The 18,168-nt window shown below is 37.9% G+C and carries 15 protein-coding genes and 2 pseudogenes; 15 read left to right on the top strand and 2 right to left on the bottom strand.

Annotated elements, in window-relative coordinates; genetic code table 11:
* The first annotated feature begins 150 nt into the window (after positions 1–150).
* From K9V48_RS02020 to K9V48_RS01970, 11 genes and pseudogenes are all read left to right on the top strand, one after another.
* A complete protein-coding gene (locus K9V48_RS02020) occupies positions 151–1,236 on the top strand; it encodes a PTS fructose transporter subunit IIC (RefSeq protein ID WP_224136462.1) in 1,086 nt (361 codons plus the stop codon).
* Between the two features lie 229 nt (positions 1,237–1,465).
* Positions 1,466–2,362, top strand: a complete 897-nt coding sequence (locus K9V48_RS02015; RefSeq protein WP_224136460.1) for a ketose-bisphosphate aldolase — start codon at positions 1,466–1,468, stop codon at positions 2,360–2,362.
* A gap of 156 nt (positions 2,363–2,518) precedes the next feature.
* Complete coding sequence (gene manA / locus K9V48_RS02010; RefSeq protein WP_224136458.1) at positions 2,519–3,466, top strand: mannose-6-phosphate isomerase, class I; 948 nt, start codon at positions 2,519–2,521, stop codon at positions 3,464–3,466.
* 155 nt (positions 3,467–3,621) lie between these two features.
* Positions 3,622–4,524 (top strand): ROK family protein, encoded by a 903-nt coding sequence (locus K9V48_RS02005; RefSeq protein ID WP_224136456.1) that lies wholly within the window; start codon positions 3,622–3,624, stop codon positions 4,522–4,524.
* A 231-nt stretch (positions 4,525–4,755) separates the two neighbouring features.
* The gene (locus K9V48_RS02000) at positions 4,756–6,792 is read left to right on the top strand and encodes a BglG family transcription antiterminator (RefSeq protein WP_224136454.1); all 2,037 of its coding nucleotides are present in this window, start codon (positions 4,756–4,758) and stop codon (positions 6,790–6,792) included.
* A gap of 5 nt (positions 6,793–6,797) precedes the next feature.
* Complete coding sequence (locus tag K9V48_RS01995; protein ID WP_224136452.1) at positions 6,798–7,079, top strand: PTS sugar transporter subunit IIB; 282 nt, start codon at positions 6,798–6,800, stop codon at positions 7,077–7,079.
* A gap of 24 nt (positions 7,080–7,103) precedes the next feature.
* Positions 7,104–8,486: a PTS ascorbate transporter subunit IIC gene (ulaA, locus tag K9V48_RS01990; RefSeq protein WP_224136445.1), complete on the top strand. Its 1,383-nt coding sequence runs from the start codon at positions 7,104–7,106 to the stop codon at positions 8,484–8,486.
* Positions 8,487–8,500: 14 nt separating this feature from the next.
* Positions 8,501–9,346, top strand: a complete 846-nt coding sequence (locus tag K9V48_RS01985) for a transketolase (protein WP_224136443.1) — start codon at positions 8,501–8,503, stop codon at positions 9,344–9,346.
* Complete coding sequence (locus K9V48_RS01980) at positions 9,343–10,287, top strand: transketolase family protein (protein ID WP_224136441.1); 945 nt, start codon at positions 9,343–9,345, stop codon at positions 10,285–10,287. The genes K9V48_RS01985 and K9V48_RS01980 overlap by 4 nt, the downstream gene beginning before the upstream one ends.
* 123 nt (positions 10,288–10,410) lie before the next feature.
* A complete protein-coding gene (locus tag K9V48_RS01975) occupies positions 10,411–10,677 on the top strand; it encodes a phosphocarrier protein HPr (protein WP_224136439.1) in 267 nt (88 codons plus the stop codon).
* Positions 10,674–10,832 (top strand): annotated as a pseudogene (locus K9V48_RS01970) (phosphoenolpyruvate-utilizing N-terminal domain-containing protein); the annotation flags it as partial. The gene K9V48_RS01975 and the pseudogene K9V48_RS01970, both read left to right, overlap by 4 nt.
* Positions 10,833–10,995: 163 nt before the next feature.
* Here K9V48_RS01970 and K9V48_RS01965 read toward each other — a convergent pair.
* Both K9V48_RS01965 and K9V48_RS01960 read right to left on the bottom strand, forming a co-directional pair.
* Positions 10,996–11,358, bottom strand: coding sequence for a helix-turn-helix domain-containing protein (locus K9V48_RS01965; protein WP_224136438.1), 363 nt, complete (start codon positions 11,356–11,358; stop codon positions 10,996–10,998).
* A gap of 378 nt (positions 11,359–11,736) precedes the next feature.
* Entirely contained in the window at positions 11,737–12,405 is a 669-nt protein-coding gene (locus K9V48_RS01960; protein ID WP_224136436.1) for a DUF975 family protein, read from the bottom strand.
* Positions 12,406–13,191: 786 nt separating this feature from the next.
* Here K9V48_RS01960 and K9V48_RS01955 point away from each other — a divergent pair.
* The 4 genes and pseudogenes from K9V48_RS01955 (at position 13,192) to K9V48_RS01945 (ending at position 17,665) form a co-directional block, all read left to right on the top strand.
* Positions 13,192–13,761, top strand: a complete 570-nt coding sequence (locus K9V48_RS01955; RefSeq protein WP_224136434.1) for a 3D domain-containing protein — start codon at positions 13,192–13,194, stop codon at positions 13,759–13,761.
* Between the two features lie 490 nt (positions 13,762–14,251).
* Positions 14,252–14,404 (top strand): annotated as a pseudogene (locus K9V48_RS29360) (putative PEP-binding protein); the annotation flags it as partial.
* Positions 14,405–14,680: 276 nt separating this feature from the next.
* Positions 14,681–15,037 (top strand): Na-translocating system protein MpsC family protein, encoded by a 357-nt coding sequence (locus K9V48_RS01950; protein ID WP_224136432.1) that lies wholly within the window; start codon positions 14,681–14,683, stop codon positions 15,035–15,037.
* 267 nt (positions 15,038–15,304) lie between these two features.
* On the top strand, positions 15,305–17,665 hold the full coding sequence (locus K9V48_RS01945) for an FdhF/YdeP family oxidoreductase (protein WP_224136430.1): 2,361 nt from the start codon (positions 15,305–15,307) through the stop codon (positions 17,663–17,665).
* Positions 17,666–18,168 lie beyond the last annotated feature (503 nt).

Genomic DNA, 18,168 nt, shown 5'->3' with positions numbered 1-18,168 from the left:
TTTTAGACCTATTAGCTTAAAAAGAAAGCGCTTTAATAAGTTGATGAATGACTAGCCCTCACTATCTAACCCAGAATTTTTAAGAAGGTAATGAACTGAAAATTATCTAGAAAAAGGATACTAAACGTACTGTAAAAGGAGGGCAATTATATGTTAAAAAAACTTCAAATTAAGAAGCATGCTTTAACCGCTATATCCTTTATGTTACCACTTGTTGTTGCGTCAGGACTTTTAATTGCAATTGGTAATTTAACTGGTGGAACCGTGATCGAAAATTATCAGGAAGCCTATTCGATTCCATCAGCTCTTGTCTCTTTAGGTGTGTTAGGGATGGGGTTACTCGCTCCTGTTATTGCAGGTGCCATTGCCTACTCCATAGCTGATCGTCCAGGGATAGCACCCGGCTTATTGATGGGGTTAATTGCGAATGCAATCGGTGCCGGATTTTTAGGCGGAATGTTAGGTGGATTTCTTGTAGGTTATTTTGTTCTATTTCTTAAAAACAATTTAAAAGTGCCAAAATGGGCAGAAGGCTTAATGCCGATGATGATCATTCCCTTACTATCTAGCTTAGTTATCGGTCTATTAATGTTCTTTGTGTTAGGAGTTCCAATTGTATGGGCAACAGATGGATTAACCTCCTTTTTAACAAGCATGCAAGGATCAATGAGATTCGTATTTGGAGCAATTTTGGGTGGAATGGCAGCATTTGATTTCGGTGGTCCAGTAAATAAAACGGCCTCTCTTTTTGCAGATGGACTTTTACTAGAGGGGATTTATGAACCTGAAGCCGTAAAAATTTTAGCCAGCATGGTTCCTCCATTTGGAGTAGCGCTCTCATGGGTTATGGCAAAAATGTTTCGTAAAAAGAGATATACCAAATCAGAAGAGGATAATATTAAAATTGCTTTTCCAATGGGAGTTTGTATGATTACCGAAGGTGTTATCCCTATTGCAGCTGTAGACATTGTGAGAGTAGTAGTCTCATGTACGACTGGTGCAGCAATCGGCGGAGGATTATCGATGATGTGGGGAGTTGGCTCACCTGTTCCTTCAGGCGGTATGTTTATCGTACCAGCAATGAATCATCCTTTACTATTCTGCTTAGCTTTGCTGATAGGATCATTGATTACTGGAGCAATGTTGTTTTTATGGAAGAAAGAGCCTGTCGAAAATGTAGTAGATAATACGGAGGAAGAAGAAATGGATTTATCCGATATCAAAATCTCTTTTTAGTAGATTGGGAGTGATTACGATTCAATTATCTCAGGTCAGATGGTAAATCAGTTTAGAAAGAGGGAATCTAGTTTGTTCTTAAACATGAAACAAATATTATACGTTGCACGTTCTCCTTAGGTTTTGCAGATAGTGCTTGGTAAGTTAAATTGTCGTCAAACATGTCCAAAGGGTTTCGGAGGGAAAGTTTCACAAAAAATTGACTGTCTAAATTCAGGAGGTAATGTAAATGTTAACAACAATGAAAGATTTATTAAGTGTAGCTGTTAGAGAAAGATTTGCTGTTGGGTCCTTTAATATCGCAAATAGTGAATTTGTTAGAGCTGTCATTGAAACAGCCGAGGCTGAAAACTCTCCAGCGATTTTACAAATTCATCCTAATGAAATCAATTTAATGACAGATCACTTTGCAGCGTACTGCAGAGAAGCGGCTCATAACGCCAAGGTGCCCATCGTGATTCATTTGGATCATGGTGGAACGGTTGAAGATGTTGTAAGAGCGATTCGCAATGGATTTACATCTGTCATGATCGATGGATCACATCTGCCTTATGAAGAGAATGTGAAGCTGACTCAAGAAGCGGTAAGGATCGCACACTCTGTTGGTGTCTCTGTTGAAGGAGAGCTAGGAACTATTGGTGATACAGGTACTAGTTCTGAAGGTGGCGCAATGGATATTATCTATACAGATCCTGACCAAGCAAAGGAATTTGTTGATCGAACAAATGTTGATACATTAGCCATTGCCATTGGTACGGCACATGGATTTTATCCAAAACACATGACGCCTAAACTACAAATCGACCGATTAAAACAAATTCATTCAAGAGTCGATATTCCACTAGTGCTGCATGGTGGATCAGATAACCCTGATGAGGACATTACAGAATCCGTTAAATACGGAATCGGAAAAATCAATTTATCTAGTGAAATGAAACGCGCCTTCTTCAATGAATTAAGAGAAACTCTGCAAGAATACCCAAATGGATATGAACCAGATGTACTTTTCCCAAGTTCAACTGCTGCGGCGAAAGAAGTCATATCTAGAAAGATGAAGTTATTTGGTTCAACTGGGAAAGCTGATTTGTACGGAGCTTCTAGTAAGGCTGGTTTGTTGTTGAAGTAGGGTAGGAAGCAAAGAAGTGCGGGGGTGGTACTCGCGCTTCTTTTGGTTTTTCTTGTTTGCAGAAATATTTATTGACGAAATGAATAAACTCTAAATTGAACGATGTTGGAAGAATTGTAATGGAACTTATTACGATAGTAGAAAGGATATGATGATATGATTCAACCAATCTTTTTAACTCCTGTCTTCCAAGAACGGATCTGGGGTGGAACAAGATTAAGGGATACATATAACTATGATATCCCATCGAGTAATACGGGAGAATGCTGGGCGATTTCGGCACATCCAAACGGACAAAGTACGGTAACTAACGGGGAATATAAAGGAATTACATTAAGTGAACTTTGGGCTAATCATCATGAATTTTTTGGGAATGATAAACGTGATCGTTTTCCTCTATTAACGAAAGTGTTAGATGCAAATGACGATTTATCTGTACAGGTTCACCCAGACGATCGATACGCAAATGAGTATGAAAACGGTGAGCTAGGAAAGACAGAATGCTGGTATATTATTGATTGTGATGACGATGCCGAAATTATTTTTGGTCACAATGCTCGTTCAAAAGCAGAGTTTGTGAGCATGATTGAAAATAATAAGTGGAACGATTTATTACAACGAGTAAAAATAAAGCCGGGTGACTTTTTCTATGTCCCAAGTGGTTCTATTCATGCTTTATGTAAAGGAATCTTAGTTTTAGAAACCCAGCAAAGCTCTGATACGACATATCGTGTTTATGATTATGACCGCCGTGATCAAGATGGCAATTTGCGTGAACTTCATTTAGAGAAAGCGATTGAAGTAACGACCACTCCTCATACAATAAGTAAAGTGGAACCTAAAATAAGTAAAATGGGGACTTCTACGATTACAGCATATATAGAAGAACAGTATTTTACCGTATATAAATGGGACGTTCATTCTTGTTTGGAAATGAAACAGGATAAATCGTTTATGCTAGTTAGTGTGATTGAAGGAGACGGTAAGTTAACCGTAAACGGAGGAAGTTATTTAATTAATAAAGGGCATCATTTTATATTGCCAAACCGTATGGGAGACTTTGTGTTGGAGGGCAATATCCAATTGATTGTTTCACACCTATAATGATTGTGTTGCTTACAAAACTAGTTTAGAGGATTTTTGATAATTCCTTATTATGCTTGTTTCAAATCAATGTCTCATAGATGTTGGTTCCTAACTTTTTTTATAATAAACTCATTTTCTTGCAAGATAGTATATTAGTTAAGGGGGGAAGCACTATGCTATTAGGAGCAATTGAAGCAGGTGGTACCAAATTTGTCTGTGGTATAGGTGGAGAAAATGGAGAGATCTATGAACGAGTAAGCTTTCCAACCACTAAACCCGAAGAAACAATGAAACAGGTTGTGTCTTTCTTTAACCAAAAGAAGATTGAGGCAATCGGAATCGGCTCATTTGGTCCGATCGATCTTACTAAGACCAGTGATACCTATGGATACATTACAAGTACGCCAAAACCTTATTGGGAAAATTTTAACCTCGTTGGTGAAGTGAAAAAGCATTTTTCGGTTCCTATCGGCTTTGATACAGATGTTAACGGTGCAGCCCTCGGTGAAAGCAAATGGGGAGCTGCCAAGGGCCTTGATAGCTGCCTATATATTACAGTTGGTACTGGTATTGGAGTCGGCGCAGTAGTAGAAGGAAAACTACTTCATGGGCTTCTTCATCCTGAGATGGGGCATATATTGATAAGAAAACATCCTGAAGACTACTTTGGAGGAAGCTGCCCTTACCATCTCGATTGTTTAGAAGGAACGGCAGCAGGACCAGCAATTGAGAAAAGATGGGGAAATAAAGGAGTAGAACTTTCTAACGATAAACGAGTATGGGAACTAGAATCTTATTATTTAGCTCAGGCGATAGTTAACTATATTTTGATCCTCTCTCCTAAAAAGGTTATTCTTGGTGGAGGAGTTATGAAGCAAGAACAGCTTTTTCCCTTGATTCGTAAAGAAGTGATCAAGCTGTTGAACGGATATATTCAATCAAAAGACATTTTGGAGGGCATCAATTCTTATATTGTTCCACCAGGTCTTGGGGATAATGCTGGATTGGCAGGGGCGCTTGCACTTGCTCACAACAGTCTAATTGAAAGTGATTCGCTAGAGTTAAAACACGATTAGCTTGCCAATTGAAATATAGAAGTTAGGCCATTAAGAGATGACTTTGATATTGGAGTCATCTTTCTTCATGCCCACTAATATCCCAAACGATTATCCTCGATATTCTCCAATGATACCTTTTCGCACATGAGCACAATGAAAGCAAAATATCATGACGTAGATTGGGTCCAAATCAAATTGAACACACAATGAAAGCGTTTTATAATCAAGATATGAAATGGAGGGTTTCCTTTGCTGGATCAAAGATCATATGTACTTTTTAAAGAAATGATGAATTATGAGCAACTATCGAAGGCTGAAGTTATAAGGAAATTCAACTTAACTGAACGACAAGTGAACCATGATTTAGACAAGGTTAATCATGCTTTAGATGAGATAAACATGCCACAAGTAACCATTGTGGATAATTGCTTCATAATAGATAGAAAATTAAAAAGTGCGATGAGATCAGGGGTGCTCTTGGATATCACTCCAAATCAATTTATCATTTCTGAAGAAGATCGAATGTTTTTGCTTTACCTGTACACTTTTATTCGCAAAGAGGCGATTTCAAATTACCATTATCAACTGCTGCTTGCAGTAAGTAAAAACACGGCATTAGCTGATGTGAAACGAGTAAAGGAACTTTGTCAGGAGTGGGAAATCGAACTCGTGTATACGAGAGTGGATGGCTATCATCTGAAAGGAAGCGAACTCGATAAGAGAAGACTAGCATCCTATTGTATCGACATGTTGTTGACACAACCACTCGGAAAGGAAATCCTGATTATTGCGCTTAAGACATGGGGGTATGAGGATTCGCTTGTTTTAACGCAACGGCTTATTGATGAATGGTTAGTCACAAGCCCCATTTCTTTCGTAAAGAGTAGGAAAGCTGAAATGATTACTCGACTTACATTTGTCCGAGTAAGAAATAAAAGTGACAATATGTTCTTTAAAGAATATGAAAAACAACTAATCGAACGACAAAGTTTATATGAACTAGGAAAGAAGCTAACGAATCAATTATTTCCTAATGGAGGTGAGCAAGAAAGCTATTACGTAACGCTCCAGTTACTCATTGCGTTTCAGGAAATACCTTATGAAGAAAATCCATCGTTAGTAGATCTAGCTGAGCGGATCATTGATGAATTCGAAAAGGTCACATTATTACCAATTGATAACAAACAATCGTTGAAACATAGTTTATACAATCATATGGTGCCAGCCTTTTTTCGAATTTCTTTTGAACTACCGATTGTCAATCCATTAAAAGATAGAATTAAAGATGAATATCCAGAATTATTCCAATTTGTAAAAAAAGCATTAGCTCCATTGTCGATGTGGACAGGGAAAAAGATTAGTGAAGAGGAGATTGGGTTCTTCACACTCCATTTTGGAGGCTATCTGAAAGAAGAACGAAAACCGAATGACGAGCAATTGCGTGCATTGATTGTTTGTTCGAACGGGATAAGCTCGTCGTTAATGCTGAAAGCACAGCTTAACGAAATGTTTCCTGATATTCATTTATCAAGGGTACGCGCTGCTGAGGAAATGACAAGTATACCAGCTTCTAGTTATGATTTGGTCTTCTCAACTGTTGATTTAGTAGCTGATAAGCCATTATATATTTTGAAACCACTATTATCACAGGTCGAGAAAAACTACTTACTTCAAGCTGTTGCAAGGGACTTTCCGCGATCAACTAATAAAAATGTGTCTGTTGATAAGCTTATGGCTATTATAAAAAAATATGCTGATGTAAAAGATGATGAAAGACTATTTTCCGAGCTTGTTAATGTACTATATTCGCAGCAATCAGAAAAGGGGAGGTATTCACCGTTGTTATCTGAATTACTAACAAAAGAGATGATTAATTTTACAGATCAAAGCTTGAAATGGCGTGATGCTATTATTAAGGGATCACAACCATTGGTAGATTCAAAAAGAATAGAAGGTCGATATGTTGATGCCATGATTAAAAATGTCGAAGAAGTAGGAACCTATATTCATATCGGAAAAGGAATAGCCATTCCGCATGCAAGACCTGAAGCAGGTGTAAAAGAAATTGGGATGTCCTTCTTAAGAACGAGAACTCCTGTCTTACTATTAGATAAAGAGGAGCATCAAATCGATATATTTATTACGATAGCTGCCATTGATAATCAAGCCCATTTGAAGGCACTATCCCATTTAACAAAACTTTTATCAGATAAAACAAAGCTTCAATTACTAAAAGCTGCAGAAACAGCTGAACAAATCATTGAAATTATTAAAGAGGGAGAGTAATAATAATGAAAATTTTAACAGTATGTGGATCAGGATTAGGAACTAGTTTTATGGTGGAAATGAATATTAATCAAGTGTTAAGTGAGCTAGGGGTAACTGGAATCGAAGTATCGCATTCTGATTTAAGCTCTGCAACACCTGGTGATGCAGATGTGTTCTTCTTGGCAAAGGATATTGCAGAAGGTGGACAGCATCTAGGAGAAGTGATCGTTTTAGACAATATCATTGATATGGATGAATTAAGAACAAAGGTATCAGATCTAATGAAAGAAAAAGGTCTACTCTAAACATACATAAAGGGGTCAGTGACGATGAAAACATTAATAGACATTCTAAGCCAACCGGCTATCTTAGTTGCTTTAATTGCATTAATCGGTCTTATCGCACAAAGGAAAAACCTATCTGATACCTTGAAAGGGACAACAAAGACCTTTGTTGGTTTCCTAGTTATCACAGCAGGGGCGGGAATTTTATCTAGTTCATTAACTCCATTTGGAGAGATGTTCCAAGAAGCGTTTCATGTATCAGGCGTTGTTCCTAATAATGAAGCAATTGTTGCACTTGCTTTGGAGGAATATGGTTCTAGTACAGCATTAATCATGTTCTTTGGAATGATCGTCAATATTTTGATTGCGAGATTCACAAAGTTCAAGTATATCTTTTTGACAGGTCACCATACGTTATATCTTGCGTGTATGTTAGCTGTAATCATGGCTGTGGCAGGATTTTCAACTGTACCACTCATTATTGCGGGTTCAGTTGCATTAGGGATTATTATGACGTTATCACCAGCTATTCTTCAACCATTTATGCGAAAACTTACTGGTCATGATAATGTTGCATTAGGGCATTTCAGTGCTGTAGGTTATGCAATTAGTGGATTAGTCGGAAAGGCTGTTAAAGGGAAGAAGTCGACATCAACAGAAGAAATTAACTTTCCAAAAGGTCTAGGATTTTTACGTGATAGTACAGTTAGTATCGCGTTAACAATGGTTGTGATGTATCTCATCGTCGCTATATTTGCAGGACCAACTTTTATTGAAAGTGAATTAAGTGGTGGAACGAACTTTCTAGTATTCTCGCTTATTCAAGCTGGTAGTTTTGCAGCAGGTGTCTTCATTATTTTATCAGGAGTTCGATTAGTATTAGCTGAAATCGTACCTGCATTCAAAGGTATTTCGACAAAACTAGTTCCTAATGCGAAACCAGCTCTTGATGTCCCAATCATTTACACGTATGCACCAAATGCAGTTCTAATCGGTTTCTTCTCTAGTTTCCTTGGAGGAATCGTTAGTATGTTCCTACTCGCAATGACTGGAAGTACGATCATTTTACCAGGGGTTGTGCCGCACTTTTTCACTGGGGCAGCAGCAGGTGTATTCGGGAATGCGACAGGTGGTATTAGGGGAGCGGTAGCAGGTTCGTTTGTAAACGGTATCATCATTTCGTTTTTACCAGTATTCTTAATGCCGGTCTTAGGAGATTTAGGATTCGCAAATGCGACATTCTCTGATGCAGACTTCGGTGTTGCTGGTATATTCTTTGGAGCATTAGCTCATTACGCTGGTCCAATTGCAATCTCGGTAAGCTTAGTTGTTATTTTAGTTCTGATGTACGTGGCTAAATTTTTCGGAAATAAACAGGCGGAAACTGGACTTTTCGAGAACAAAAAAACGGGAACAGAATCTAAATAAAAGGAGAATAACAAATGTTATCTACGAAACTAGCAACAGCAGCCAAACAAATTAGATATTACACACTAAAAGAGTTAAGAGAATTGGGTTTTGGACATTTTGGCGGAAGCTTATCGATTGTCGAAGCTCTAGCTGTTATTTACGGAAAGCATTTAAATATTGATGCTCAATGGGCTAATGATCCGAATAGAGGTTACTTTGTTTTGTCTAAAGGACATGGTGGACCTGCATTATATGCAACGCTCTTTTTAAAAGGGTTTTATAGTGAGGACGTTTTATATACACTAAATCAAAATGGAACAACCTTACCATCACATCCTGATCGAAATTTAACACCAGGTGTGGAAATGACGTGTGGTTCATTAGGACAAGGTATTTCTGCTGCGACAGGAATTGCGTACGGGAATAAACTAGCAGGGCGTAACAACTATACGTATTGCATTGTTGGTGATGGAGAATTAAATGAAGGTCAGTGTTGGGAAGCATTTCAATTTGCCTCCCACCACAAATTAGAAAATCTAATTGTGTTGATCGATGATAATAAAAAACAATTAGATGGCCCAACAAAGGAAATCATTGATCCACTAGATTTTGTTGAAAAATTAACAGCCTTTGGATTTGATACAGTAAAAGTAGATGGAAGTTCTGTCGACGCGATTGATAAAGCGATTGAAAATGCCAAAGAAAATAACGGAAAACCTCAAGCTATTGTACTAGATACAATTAAAGGTCAAGGTGTGAAATATATCGAAGAAAAGGCAGATAATCACCATATGAGACCGAATGAGGAAGATTGGAAAGCCATTAATCAAGCGATTGAAGAGTTAGAAAAAGAGTTGGAAGGAGTGCTTACAGTATGACATTCATTCTTGAAAAAGCCGAAAAAGAAATGCGACAGGCTTATGCAGAAACGATTTATCATCTAGCAAAACAAGATCCTGATGTAATCGTCATGGAAGCTGATTTGAGTAGTGCCATGTCAACTGGAAGTCTCAAAGATAAACTCCCAAATCAATATGTCAATATTGGCATCATGGAAGCCAATATGATGAGTTTGGCAGCAGGACTGAATGTTACTGGAAGAAAACCATTTATTCATTCTTTTGGACAATTTCTAACAAGAAGAGCCTTTGATCAGTTATTCGTGTCATTAGCCTATGCACAATTATCAGCCGTATTAGTCGGTTCTGATGCTGGTGTGACAGCAGAACATAATGGTGGAACTCACATGACCTTCGAAGATATGGGCTTAATGCGATTAGTGCCTAAAGCGCATGTATACGAAGCAAGTGATCCAACTCAATTAGCTTATTTACTTGAAAAAGGATATAAAGAGGGTGGCGTTCATTATATTAGAACGATCCGTAAAAGCCCTGTAAAACTCTATGATGAACAGACAAATTTTGAAAAGGCTCAAGTGTTAAGAGAAGGAACTGATGTCACGCTTGTAGCAAGTGGGATGATGGTAGCTGAAGCCTTGAAAGCAGCCGATTTATTAGCTAAAGAGGGTATTGAAGCCGAAGTCATCGATATGTTCTATATTAAACCACTTGATAGCGAAACATTATTGCGTTCAGTTAGAAAAACAGGAAAAGTAGTGACGGCAGAAAATCATAATGTCATTAGTGGATTAGGTAGCGCAGTTTCTGAATGTTTAGCAGAAAATTATCCAGCTCCCGTTCGAAGAGTAGGTGTAAGAGAGCAGTTTGGTCAAGTTGGTGTAACACCATATCTCCAAGAGTTCTATGGACTGACAGCAGAAAATATTGCAAAAGAAGCGGGAAATTTAGTGAATAAATAGGTCGGGAAAATTAAACCCTTCTTTACAAAAGGAGGGTTTTCTTGACTAAAGATAAACTCATAATCAAGTATCGCTCACTGAGATTTTAATTGTAGCTGAATAGAAATGGGAGTGAAAAAAACAATGGCAGAAAAAACATTTACAATAATCGAAGAATCAGGAATTCACGCACGTCCAGCAACACTTTTAGTTCAAGCAGTATCTAATTTTAGCAGTGAGATTAATTTAGAGCATAACGGAAAAAGCGTAAACTTAAAATCAATTATGGGTGTTATGTCATTAGGAATTGCAAAAGGTGCTGAAATTAAAGTTATTGCATCTGGTTCGGATGAAAACGAGGCAATTGCTGCCGTGACTGAAACAATCACAAAACAGGGGTTAGGCGAATGATAGTTCAAAGTCTAAAAGGGATTGGCGCATCAGCGGGAATTGCCATGGCAAAGGCTTATCGTTTAGAAGAACCTGTGTTAGAAGTAGAAAGAAGCAGTGTAGAAAATAGAGAAGCAGAAGTTAACCGTTTTGATGAGGCGATTAATCAATCGAAATAATAACGCGCTTGTAAAAACTGATGTAAGTCCTAAAAAATAGCTAATAAGCATGTTGCCGAATGATGAAAAGTGATTTACATAAGGTAAGAAAAGGCTCTCTTCCTAAATGGATTGAGAGCCTTTTTGCTTAAGGTTGGTCAAAGCAAACGAGATGTAAATGTTATATTTTCGGTTTCCACGTTTTATACTTCACAATACTATGAATCGTGTGTCTGCTCACGTGATATTCTTCTGCGAGTTTTCGTATCGATGTGCCTGTCTCATTTGTATACCGATGTCTAATTTCCTTGACGTCGTCTGCGGTTAAATCTGATCGGCTCATCGTCGTTTTTGGGACGAGTGGAGGCTTTTCTTTCATGGTGCCTAAACTTGTACCAAGTCTTGTTTGTTTGATTTTTGCTTTTGTTTTGATCGTTCTCGACTTGCCTAATTTAGCTACAGCTATTTTTCGCTTATGTTCCTCTGAAAGCTTCCTGCCCTTTAACGCTCGACTTATTTTTTCCCCTTTAGATAGATTGTTCATCTTGTAATCACCACAAATCACCAATTACTGTCAATTATATAGTAAAAGGGTATTGCTTTCAAAGGTGTTTATTATCCATTTATTTCCGTATTTGTGTCACATGAAAGAATTGCTGAAAGTACCCATAAACAGAGACTGGGGACATAATCATTTGATAGCCTAAGATGAAAAGGATTAGTTCTTGTCACAGCGACCAGCTCCTTCAAAATCATAACAAATCGTAGGTTTTATGAAGTAGGGAACAAAACGAGGTTTTGCCTGACCCTTCGCTGGTTGGGCTGCGTCAAAGTGACCACCCGAAATTATATACATGAAAAGGAGAACAATCATCTTTTTTAATTCTTCTTCGCATGTTTAGTTGCCGTTACTGTAAACTATTTAGTCGTTATCACCAGTGCCGTTATCATTCTGATGTTTTACCAATTGATCGTAGAATGCTGCTAATGAAGCCGTAAAGTATGGTGTAGTCCATAGACTTGCTATTCCAAATGTAATGGCACTAAGTAATGCCCACCCGATAAAGCTTAGTAATAATAAAAAGTATTTCCATTTGAAACCGTCCATTAACCTTCTGCTCTCTGTGATTGCTCCATTGACTGACATCGTAGGATTATCTTTCAAAATAAAATAAACTTGTGAATAGGAAAAAGACTTTATAATCCCAGGGATGATTAACAATAAACTCCATAAGAATATATAGATTGATGTTAAAATGTATATACCTAACGCTTTGAAATACATCTTTGAATCGAAAGCTTGAAATAAGTCTTTTGTTCCTATTGTTTCGCCTCTAGTTAGACTAAGAAAGGTTGCATAGTAACCAAAAAGTAATGGACTTAAAGCCAACGTGAATATCCATGAAAGGCTTTGTGCATGCCCTGGTGATTCCATTTCCGACCACGTATGAAACCCGCCGCTAAATATTGCTTCAACCAAATATGGCACGAATATATAAATCCCATAAGCTATTATTGTAAGTAAAATTCCTTGACCCCAGCGATTTCTTAATGCATCTAGTGCGGTCGTCTTAAATGCTTTAATTGTCATGTTGTATAACTCTCCTTAGTTATGACCTCATGTAGCAAAAACATGATCATAATAAAATTTTCTCGTTTTTTTGTTTTTAGCTAGATACCTAGGACCCGAATCGTTCATAACCATATAGCGCTTACCGTTAGTGACATAGATGTACATCTGTTTACAATGTATGCCTGATAAAAGATAATTTAGACCAATTTGTATTAACTTTGGTTTCCATCACAGGGACGCCCCGAAAAATCCCGTTTCACAAGATGTTCCACGGAAGATATTAATCGAGTAGGAGGCTAATCATTATCTGGTTAGCCTCCTATTCAATGGTTAGCGAGACTTATCACGCTCAGGAACGCCACATCCTGTGGCTTCACCTGACTTGGACGTCAATCGTTCGTCGGATCTTTACGGGCAGTTATCTCCCACTTATCTTCTTTGCCTCTCTCGAATCTTTCGTTAAGAGTTTTACTGCCCGTTAAGGTGGATAAAGAATACTGTAGCTAATCAATGTAAGTGGTAGCACGAATAGGGTCATTGGCCAAACAATCCAGTAAAATCTAAAGAAGATTAAGGTAAGACTGGGGATTCAAAAAGGCGTATATGGAAATATGGGGATAGTTCTATTGTGTTTCTACTTTCTACTAAAGAAGAGAATGCTAGCTTTAGTGTTTGCAAACGCAGGAACCGCTCTTTGTCCTCCTGACATCATTTTGTAACATAAATACTAAACTATCGAAACATTCCTGTTATATTAATTTGTTATTCTATGCTTACGATATAAAATAAGGGAGACTTTTTATTATGAAAAAAATTCTTGTTACACTTATGACAGTAGCATTTATAGTGTTCGGTTTTTCCCAAGTTTCATCGGCAGCTAGTAATAATACATACCAAGTAAAAAAGGGCGATTCATTGTGGAGAATTGCTAATATACATAATATAACAGTTAGTCAACTTAAAAATTGGAATAATTTGAAAAGTGATATCATTAAAATAAATCAAGTGTTAAAGGTAAAGAGTACAACAAGTACAGCTAAACCAGCTTCAACTAAACCAGCTTCAACTAAACAGAGCGCATCTTATAAAACGATCACAGTAAAGGCTTCAGCCTACACAGCGAGTTGTACAGGTTGTAGCGGTATTACGGCAACAGGGATAAATTTAAAGAAAAATCCTTCCGCTAAAGTCATTGCGGTAGATCCAAAAGTTATACCACTTGGCTCAAAGGTTAACGTAGAAGGTTACGGTGACGCTATTGCTGGTGATAAAGGTGGCGCTATTAAAGGTAATAAAATTGACGTCTTTGTTCCATCAAAACAGACAGCGATTAATTGGGGCGTAAAGACAGTAAAAGTAAAAGTTTATAAGTAATAATAAAAGAATGTTCCAGAAGCCTAGCTTTTGGGGCATTTTTGTGTAAGGCTCTTTTCTAAATGATTGTTGTTTTTAAACATAAAAAGATTAACAGCAGTTACAGAGCGGGACTAAAAATATGTCGAAAATTGAAGGTTGGTCGATACCTCGGTTATTTCGGACAATAGAATTCAAAACCAGACAATAAAACCTTGAGCTTGGACAAAAAATCTCAAGTTCAGACAATAAATCTCAAGTTCAGACAATAAATCATGATTATGGACGATACATCATTTCGAAAAGTTGAATTAGAAATCAAGTAAGTTTAAAAACAACAAAGTTTACTAAAACAGCCTTGTGTGAAAAAGCAAAAAATTCATAAGAATTTTTTTGTTTATAGCAACTATTTCCGAGTACCTTTAAAAAAGTATCATCAACTACATATTAAAATTCTGGTGAACTATGCAACATTTAACGTCTGCGCAGTAGATCATTTAGGACAAAGTTAGACATCTTCCGGACACAGCTGCGCGCAAGTCGTTTGGAAACTTAAAAATTATGTTCCCTATGATTGCCAATTCTCAGTGAATTCCGTCAAGCAAAGGCAATTTTGCTGGAGGAAAAAGAGAAGCTGCAAGCTGAAGGTTTCGTTGTTTCTGAAACAAGTATGATGTATTGTATCATGGATAGCTAATCGCTTTGAGAATAGAGAGAGTTGTAGGAAACGAGAGAATATGTTAGAATTATTTTAATATATTCAAGATTTTGTAACATTTTGTTTCGTGATAGCGATCCTGTTTTCGTTTCAAATTGTTATAAAAAAATGTAAGCGATTAACTATGCTGGGGTATAGCGCATTCAGGTTGATTACCTTCAAAAATTCTTCTGTATGTGGTAAAATATTCATGTTACAACTTCATGTAGGTAGGAGTATATCATGAATAAGTATGAAGCAGAGTTTAGTAATATTGTTCGTTCATTTAGGAAGAAAAATATGGGGAAAGGACCTAGTAAGATCACAACCACCTTTTGTAAAAATTGGGCGATCTGTGAAATGGAAGGGAATTTATCTCCGGTTGAAAAGTTTATTGCTAGTGCAGACGAAGGAAAGCATATGCTGAGATCAGCAAGAACGGAAATGGTTAAGGAAATGTATAGAAAGATTCCACCGATTGAGATGGAAGAATTCTTGGGCTGTAAATTTGTCGATTTATTTGTAGATATAGACATTGATAGAGATTTTGGCATGTCGATATTCGTATTTGATCAAGATATTGAAGAGAAATTTTCTTAAATAATAAGGTATGGCACTTAGTAGCGATCCTGCAAAAGACTAACCACCATTTACCCTCACATTTTTATGTTGGGGTATGGTGGTTTTTTTATTTTTTATCCCACCTTAACGGGCAGTAAAACTCAGACTTCAAGATTAGGGAGAAATAAAGAAGGTAAGCGGGAGATAACTGCCCGTAAAGATCCGATAAGTCTCGCTAACCATCAGTGGGGATGAAGAAAACCCCACTGATAGAAGTCTCACTTTATAGATTAGGAGTGGATTCAAATGGGGGAAACGAAACACCAAGGACCGATTAAAGCAACCAAGGCACTTCAGCCAAAGCATTGGGTTAGTCCAATTCCGTTTGGATTAGGTAAAGTAAAGCCTCAGCATTTTCGTGACACAATGAAAATTGCGCTGGATAACAAAGATAATTTCGGCTATGCGACACGAATATTAACACAGGGTGTATGTGATGGCTGTGCGTTAGGTGTTTCCGGACTTTTTGATCAGACATTGAAAGGACCACATATTTGTACAACTAGATTGAATGTTCTTCGTTTAAACACAATGCCAGCTCTTAAAGAAGAAATTGTTCATGCTGACATCGATGAATTGCGAAAATATAGCAGCACGGAATTACGAAAATTAGGGCGAATTCCTTACCCGCTTATTCGACGTAAGGGAGAAAGAAAATTCTCGCGTATTTCGTGGGATGAAGCAATGGATGTTATTGCAAATAAAATGAAGAAATTAGACCCTAAACAATATGCATTTTATTTAACCTCGAGAGGGATCACAAACGAGTCGTATTATGTGGCAGCGAAGGTTGCTCGCTTCTTAGGAGCAAATCATATTGATAATGCATCACGAATTTGTCACTCACCAAGTAAAACCGCTTTAAAACGATCAATTGGGGTCGGCGCATCAACAGCAAATTATCAGGATTGGTTTGGCACAGATGTCCTTATGTTCTGGGGAAGTGTTGCTTCAAACAGTTCACCTGTATCAACGAAATATATGCTGGAAGCAAAGAAAAGGGGAACAAAGATTATTGTCGTCAATCCATATAGTGAGCCTGCAATGGACAAATATTGGATTCCATCAAATATGGAATCGGCTCTGTTTGGCACAAAAATTGCAGATGACTTTTACCAAGTTAACATTGGCGGCGATATCGCTTTTATGCACGGAATTATGAAGCATTGGTTTGACATGGAGGAAAAACAAAGGGGATCGGCGATTAACCATGAATTTGTCGAGGAGCATGTGAATGGCTATGAAGAGCTTAAGGCGAGCGTTCAAGAGCTATCCTGGGATGAAATTATCGAATCATCAGGCGTAACGAAAGAACGAATCATTGAATTAGCAGAGCTTCTCGCGAGAAGTAAAAATGCTGTTTTTGCATGGGCGTTAGGTTTAACGATGCACTCATTTGCAACAGATAATATTTCACAGGTGGCGAATCTTGCGCTTTTACGTGGGTACCTAGGTCGTAAAAATAGTGGATTAATGCCATTCCGTGGTCACTCATCTGTTCAAGGCTCAGGTGAAATGGGGGCAGATCCATTTGTTTTACCGGGAGGTGGCTTCGATGCAGAAAACCTTAAACGCGTGGAAGAAATTTGGGGTTTTGACATTCCAAAATGGCAAGGTGATATTGTTGGAGTTACACTGGAGAATATCGTTCTTCCCGAGGACCATGAGCGTAAAATAAAGCTTTATTATTTATCAGGCGGGAACTTCCTGGAAACAATGCCTGATCCTGATTTCGTTGAGAAAGCGTTATCTGAATTAGATATCCGTGTTCATCAAGATATCATTCTGAATACTTCTACTCTCGTTGATGCAAAAGAAGCGGTCATCGTCCTTCCAGCAAAAACACGTTACGAGCAAGAGGGCGGTGGAACGTCAACTTCAACAGAGCGTATGGTTTATTTCTCTCCTGAAATTATGGGAAATAAAAATGAAATCAAAGAAGCACGTTCAGAATGGAAAATTTACATCGATCTTGCGAAACGAGTCAAGCCTGAAACGGCTCATTTAGTTGAGTTCAAAACAGGTCAAGAAATTCGTGATGAAATTGCCATCGCAAACAGAGATTATGATGGAATTCAGCATTTGAAAAATCAGGGAGATGTCTTCCAATGGGGTGGGGCTTGGTTATGTGAAGATGGAATCTGCCCAACACCTGATGGAAAGGGACAATTAATCGTTGTTGATATTCCGGATTTAGGTAAGAAGGAAGGGCAATTTGTTGTCACCTCGCGTCGCGGAAAGCAGTTTAATTCCATGGTTTATAAAGAGACAGATCCATTCAATGGTGCAGGTCGATACGATGTCCTTATGAATGCAGAGGATGCGAGACGGTTAAGTATAGCGGAAGGCGAAGGGATTGTCGTCTATAATGGTTTTGGTGTCTTCCAAGGTAGAGCAAAATTTGTAAATATTGCAAGTGGAAACCTAGAAGTTCACTTCCCAGAAGGTAATTTCCTCTTACCAAGAGGTAGATATGAAAAATTCGCTGGTATTCCAGATTACAATATTACTGTCACAGTGGAAAAAGCAGATCGCTTTAATGCACGCAAGGATGTTCAGTATTTAGAGAAGCAGATTGAAGATTTAGAAGTTAACGCACCTATTTAATATGAATAGCTTAAGCTCTGTCACAGGAGCCACCGCAAATTTGTCGAAGCTAGATCGATTTTCAGTTATCAGAAAAATGAAGAATATTTAATGTACCTTTAAGTAAGAAACGGACCTTAGAAGCAATTCTAGAGGTCCGTTTTTTTATGATGCTATTGTTGTTCTGAAAGGCTGTTTTCTAAATGATTGTTGTTTTTTGATGGGATAGAAGCTCGAATCAAGGAAAAAGAGCAAAAGCGGGCAACTTTAATGGGTTTATGTGACCAATTTCTGAAATATGGGACTAAGCGGGCAACTTTAGTGGCGTTACGTGACCATTTTCTGAAATTTGGAGCCTCAGCGGGCAACTTTAATGGGTTTACGTGACCGTTTTCTAAAATTTGGAGCCTCAGCGGGCAACTTTAACGGAGTTTCGTGACCGTTTTCTGAAATTTGGAGCCTCAGCGGGCAACTTTAACGGAGTTTCGTGACCGTTTTCTGAAATTTGGAGCCTCAGCGGGCAA

The sequence above is a fragment of the Metabacillus rhizolycopersici genome (assembly GCF_020075705.1).
The sequence above is the reverse complement of the archived record's forward strand: the minus strand, read 5'-3'. Positions and strand labels throughout refer to the sequence as shown.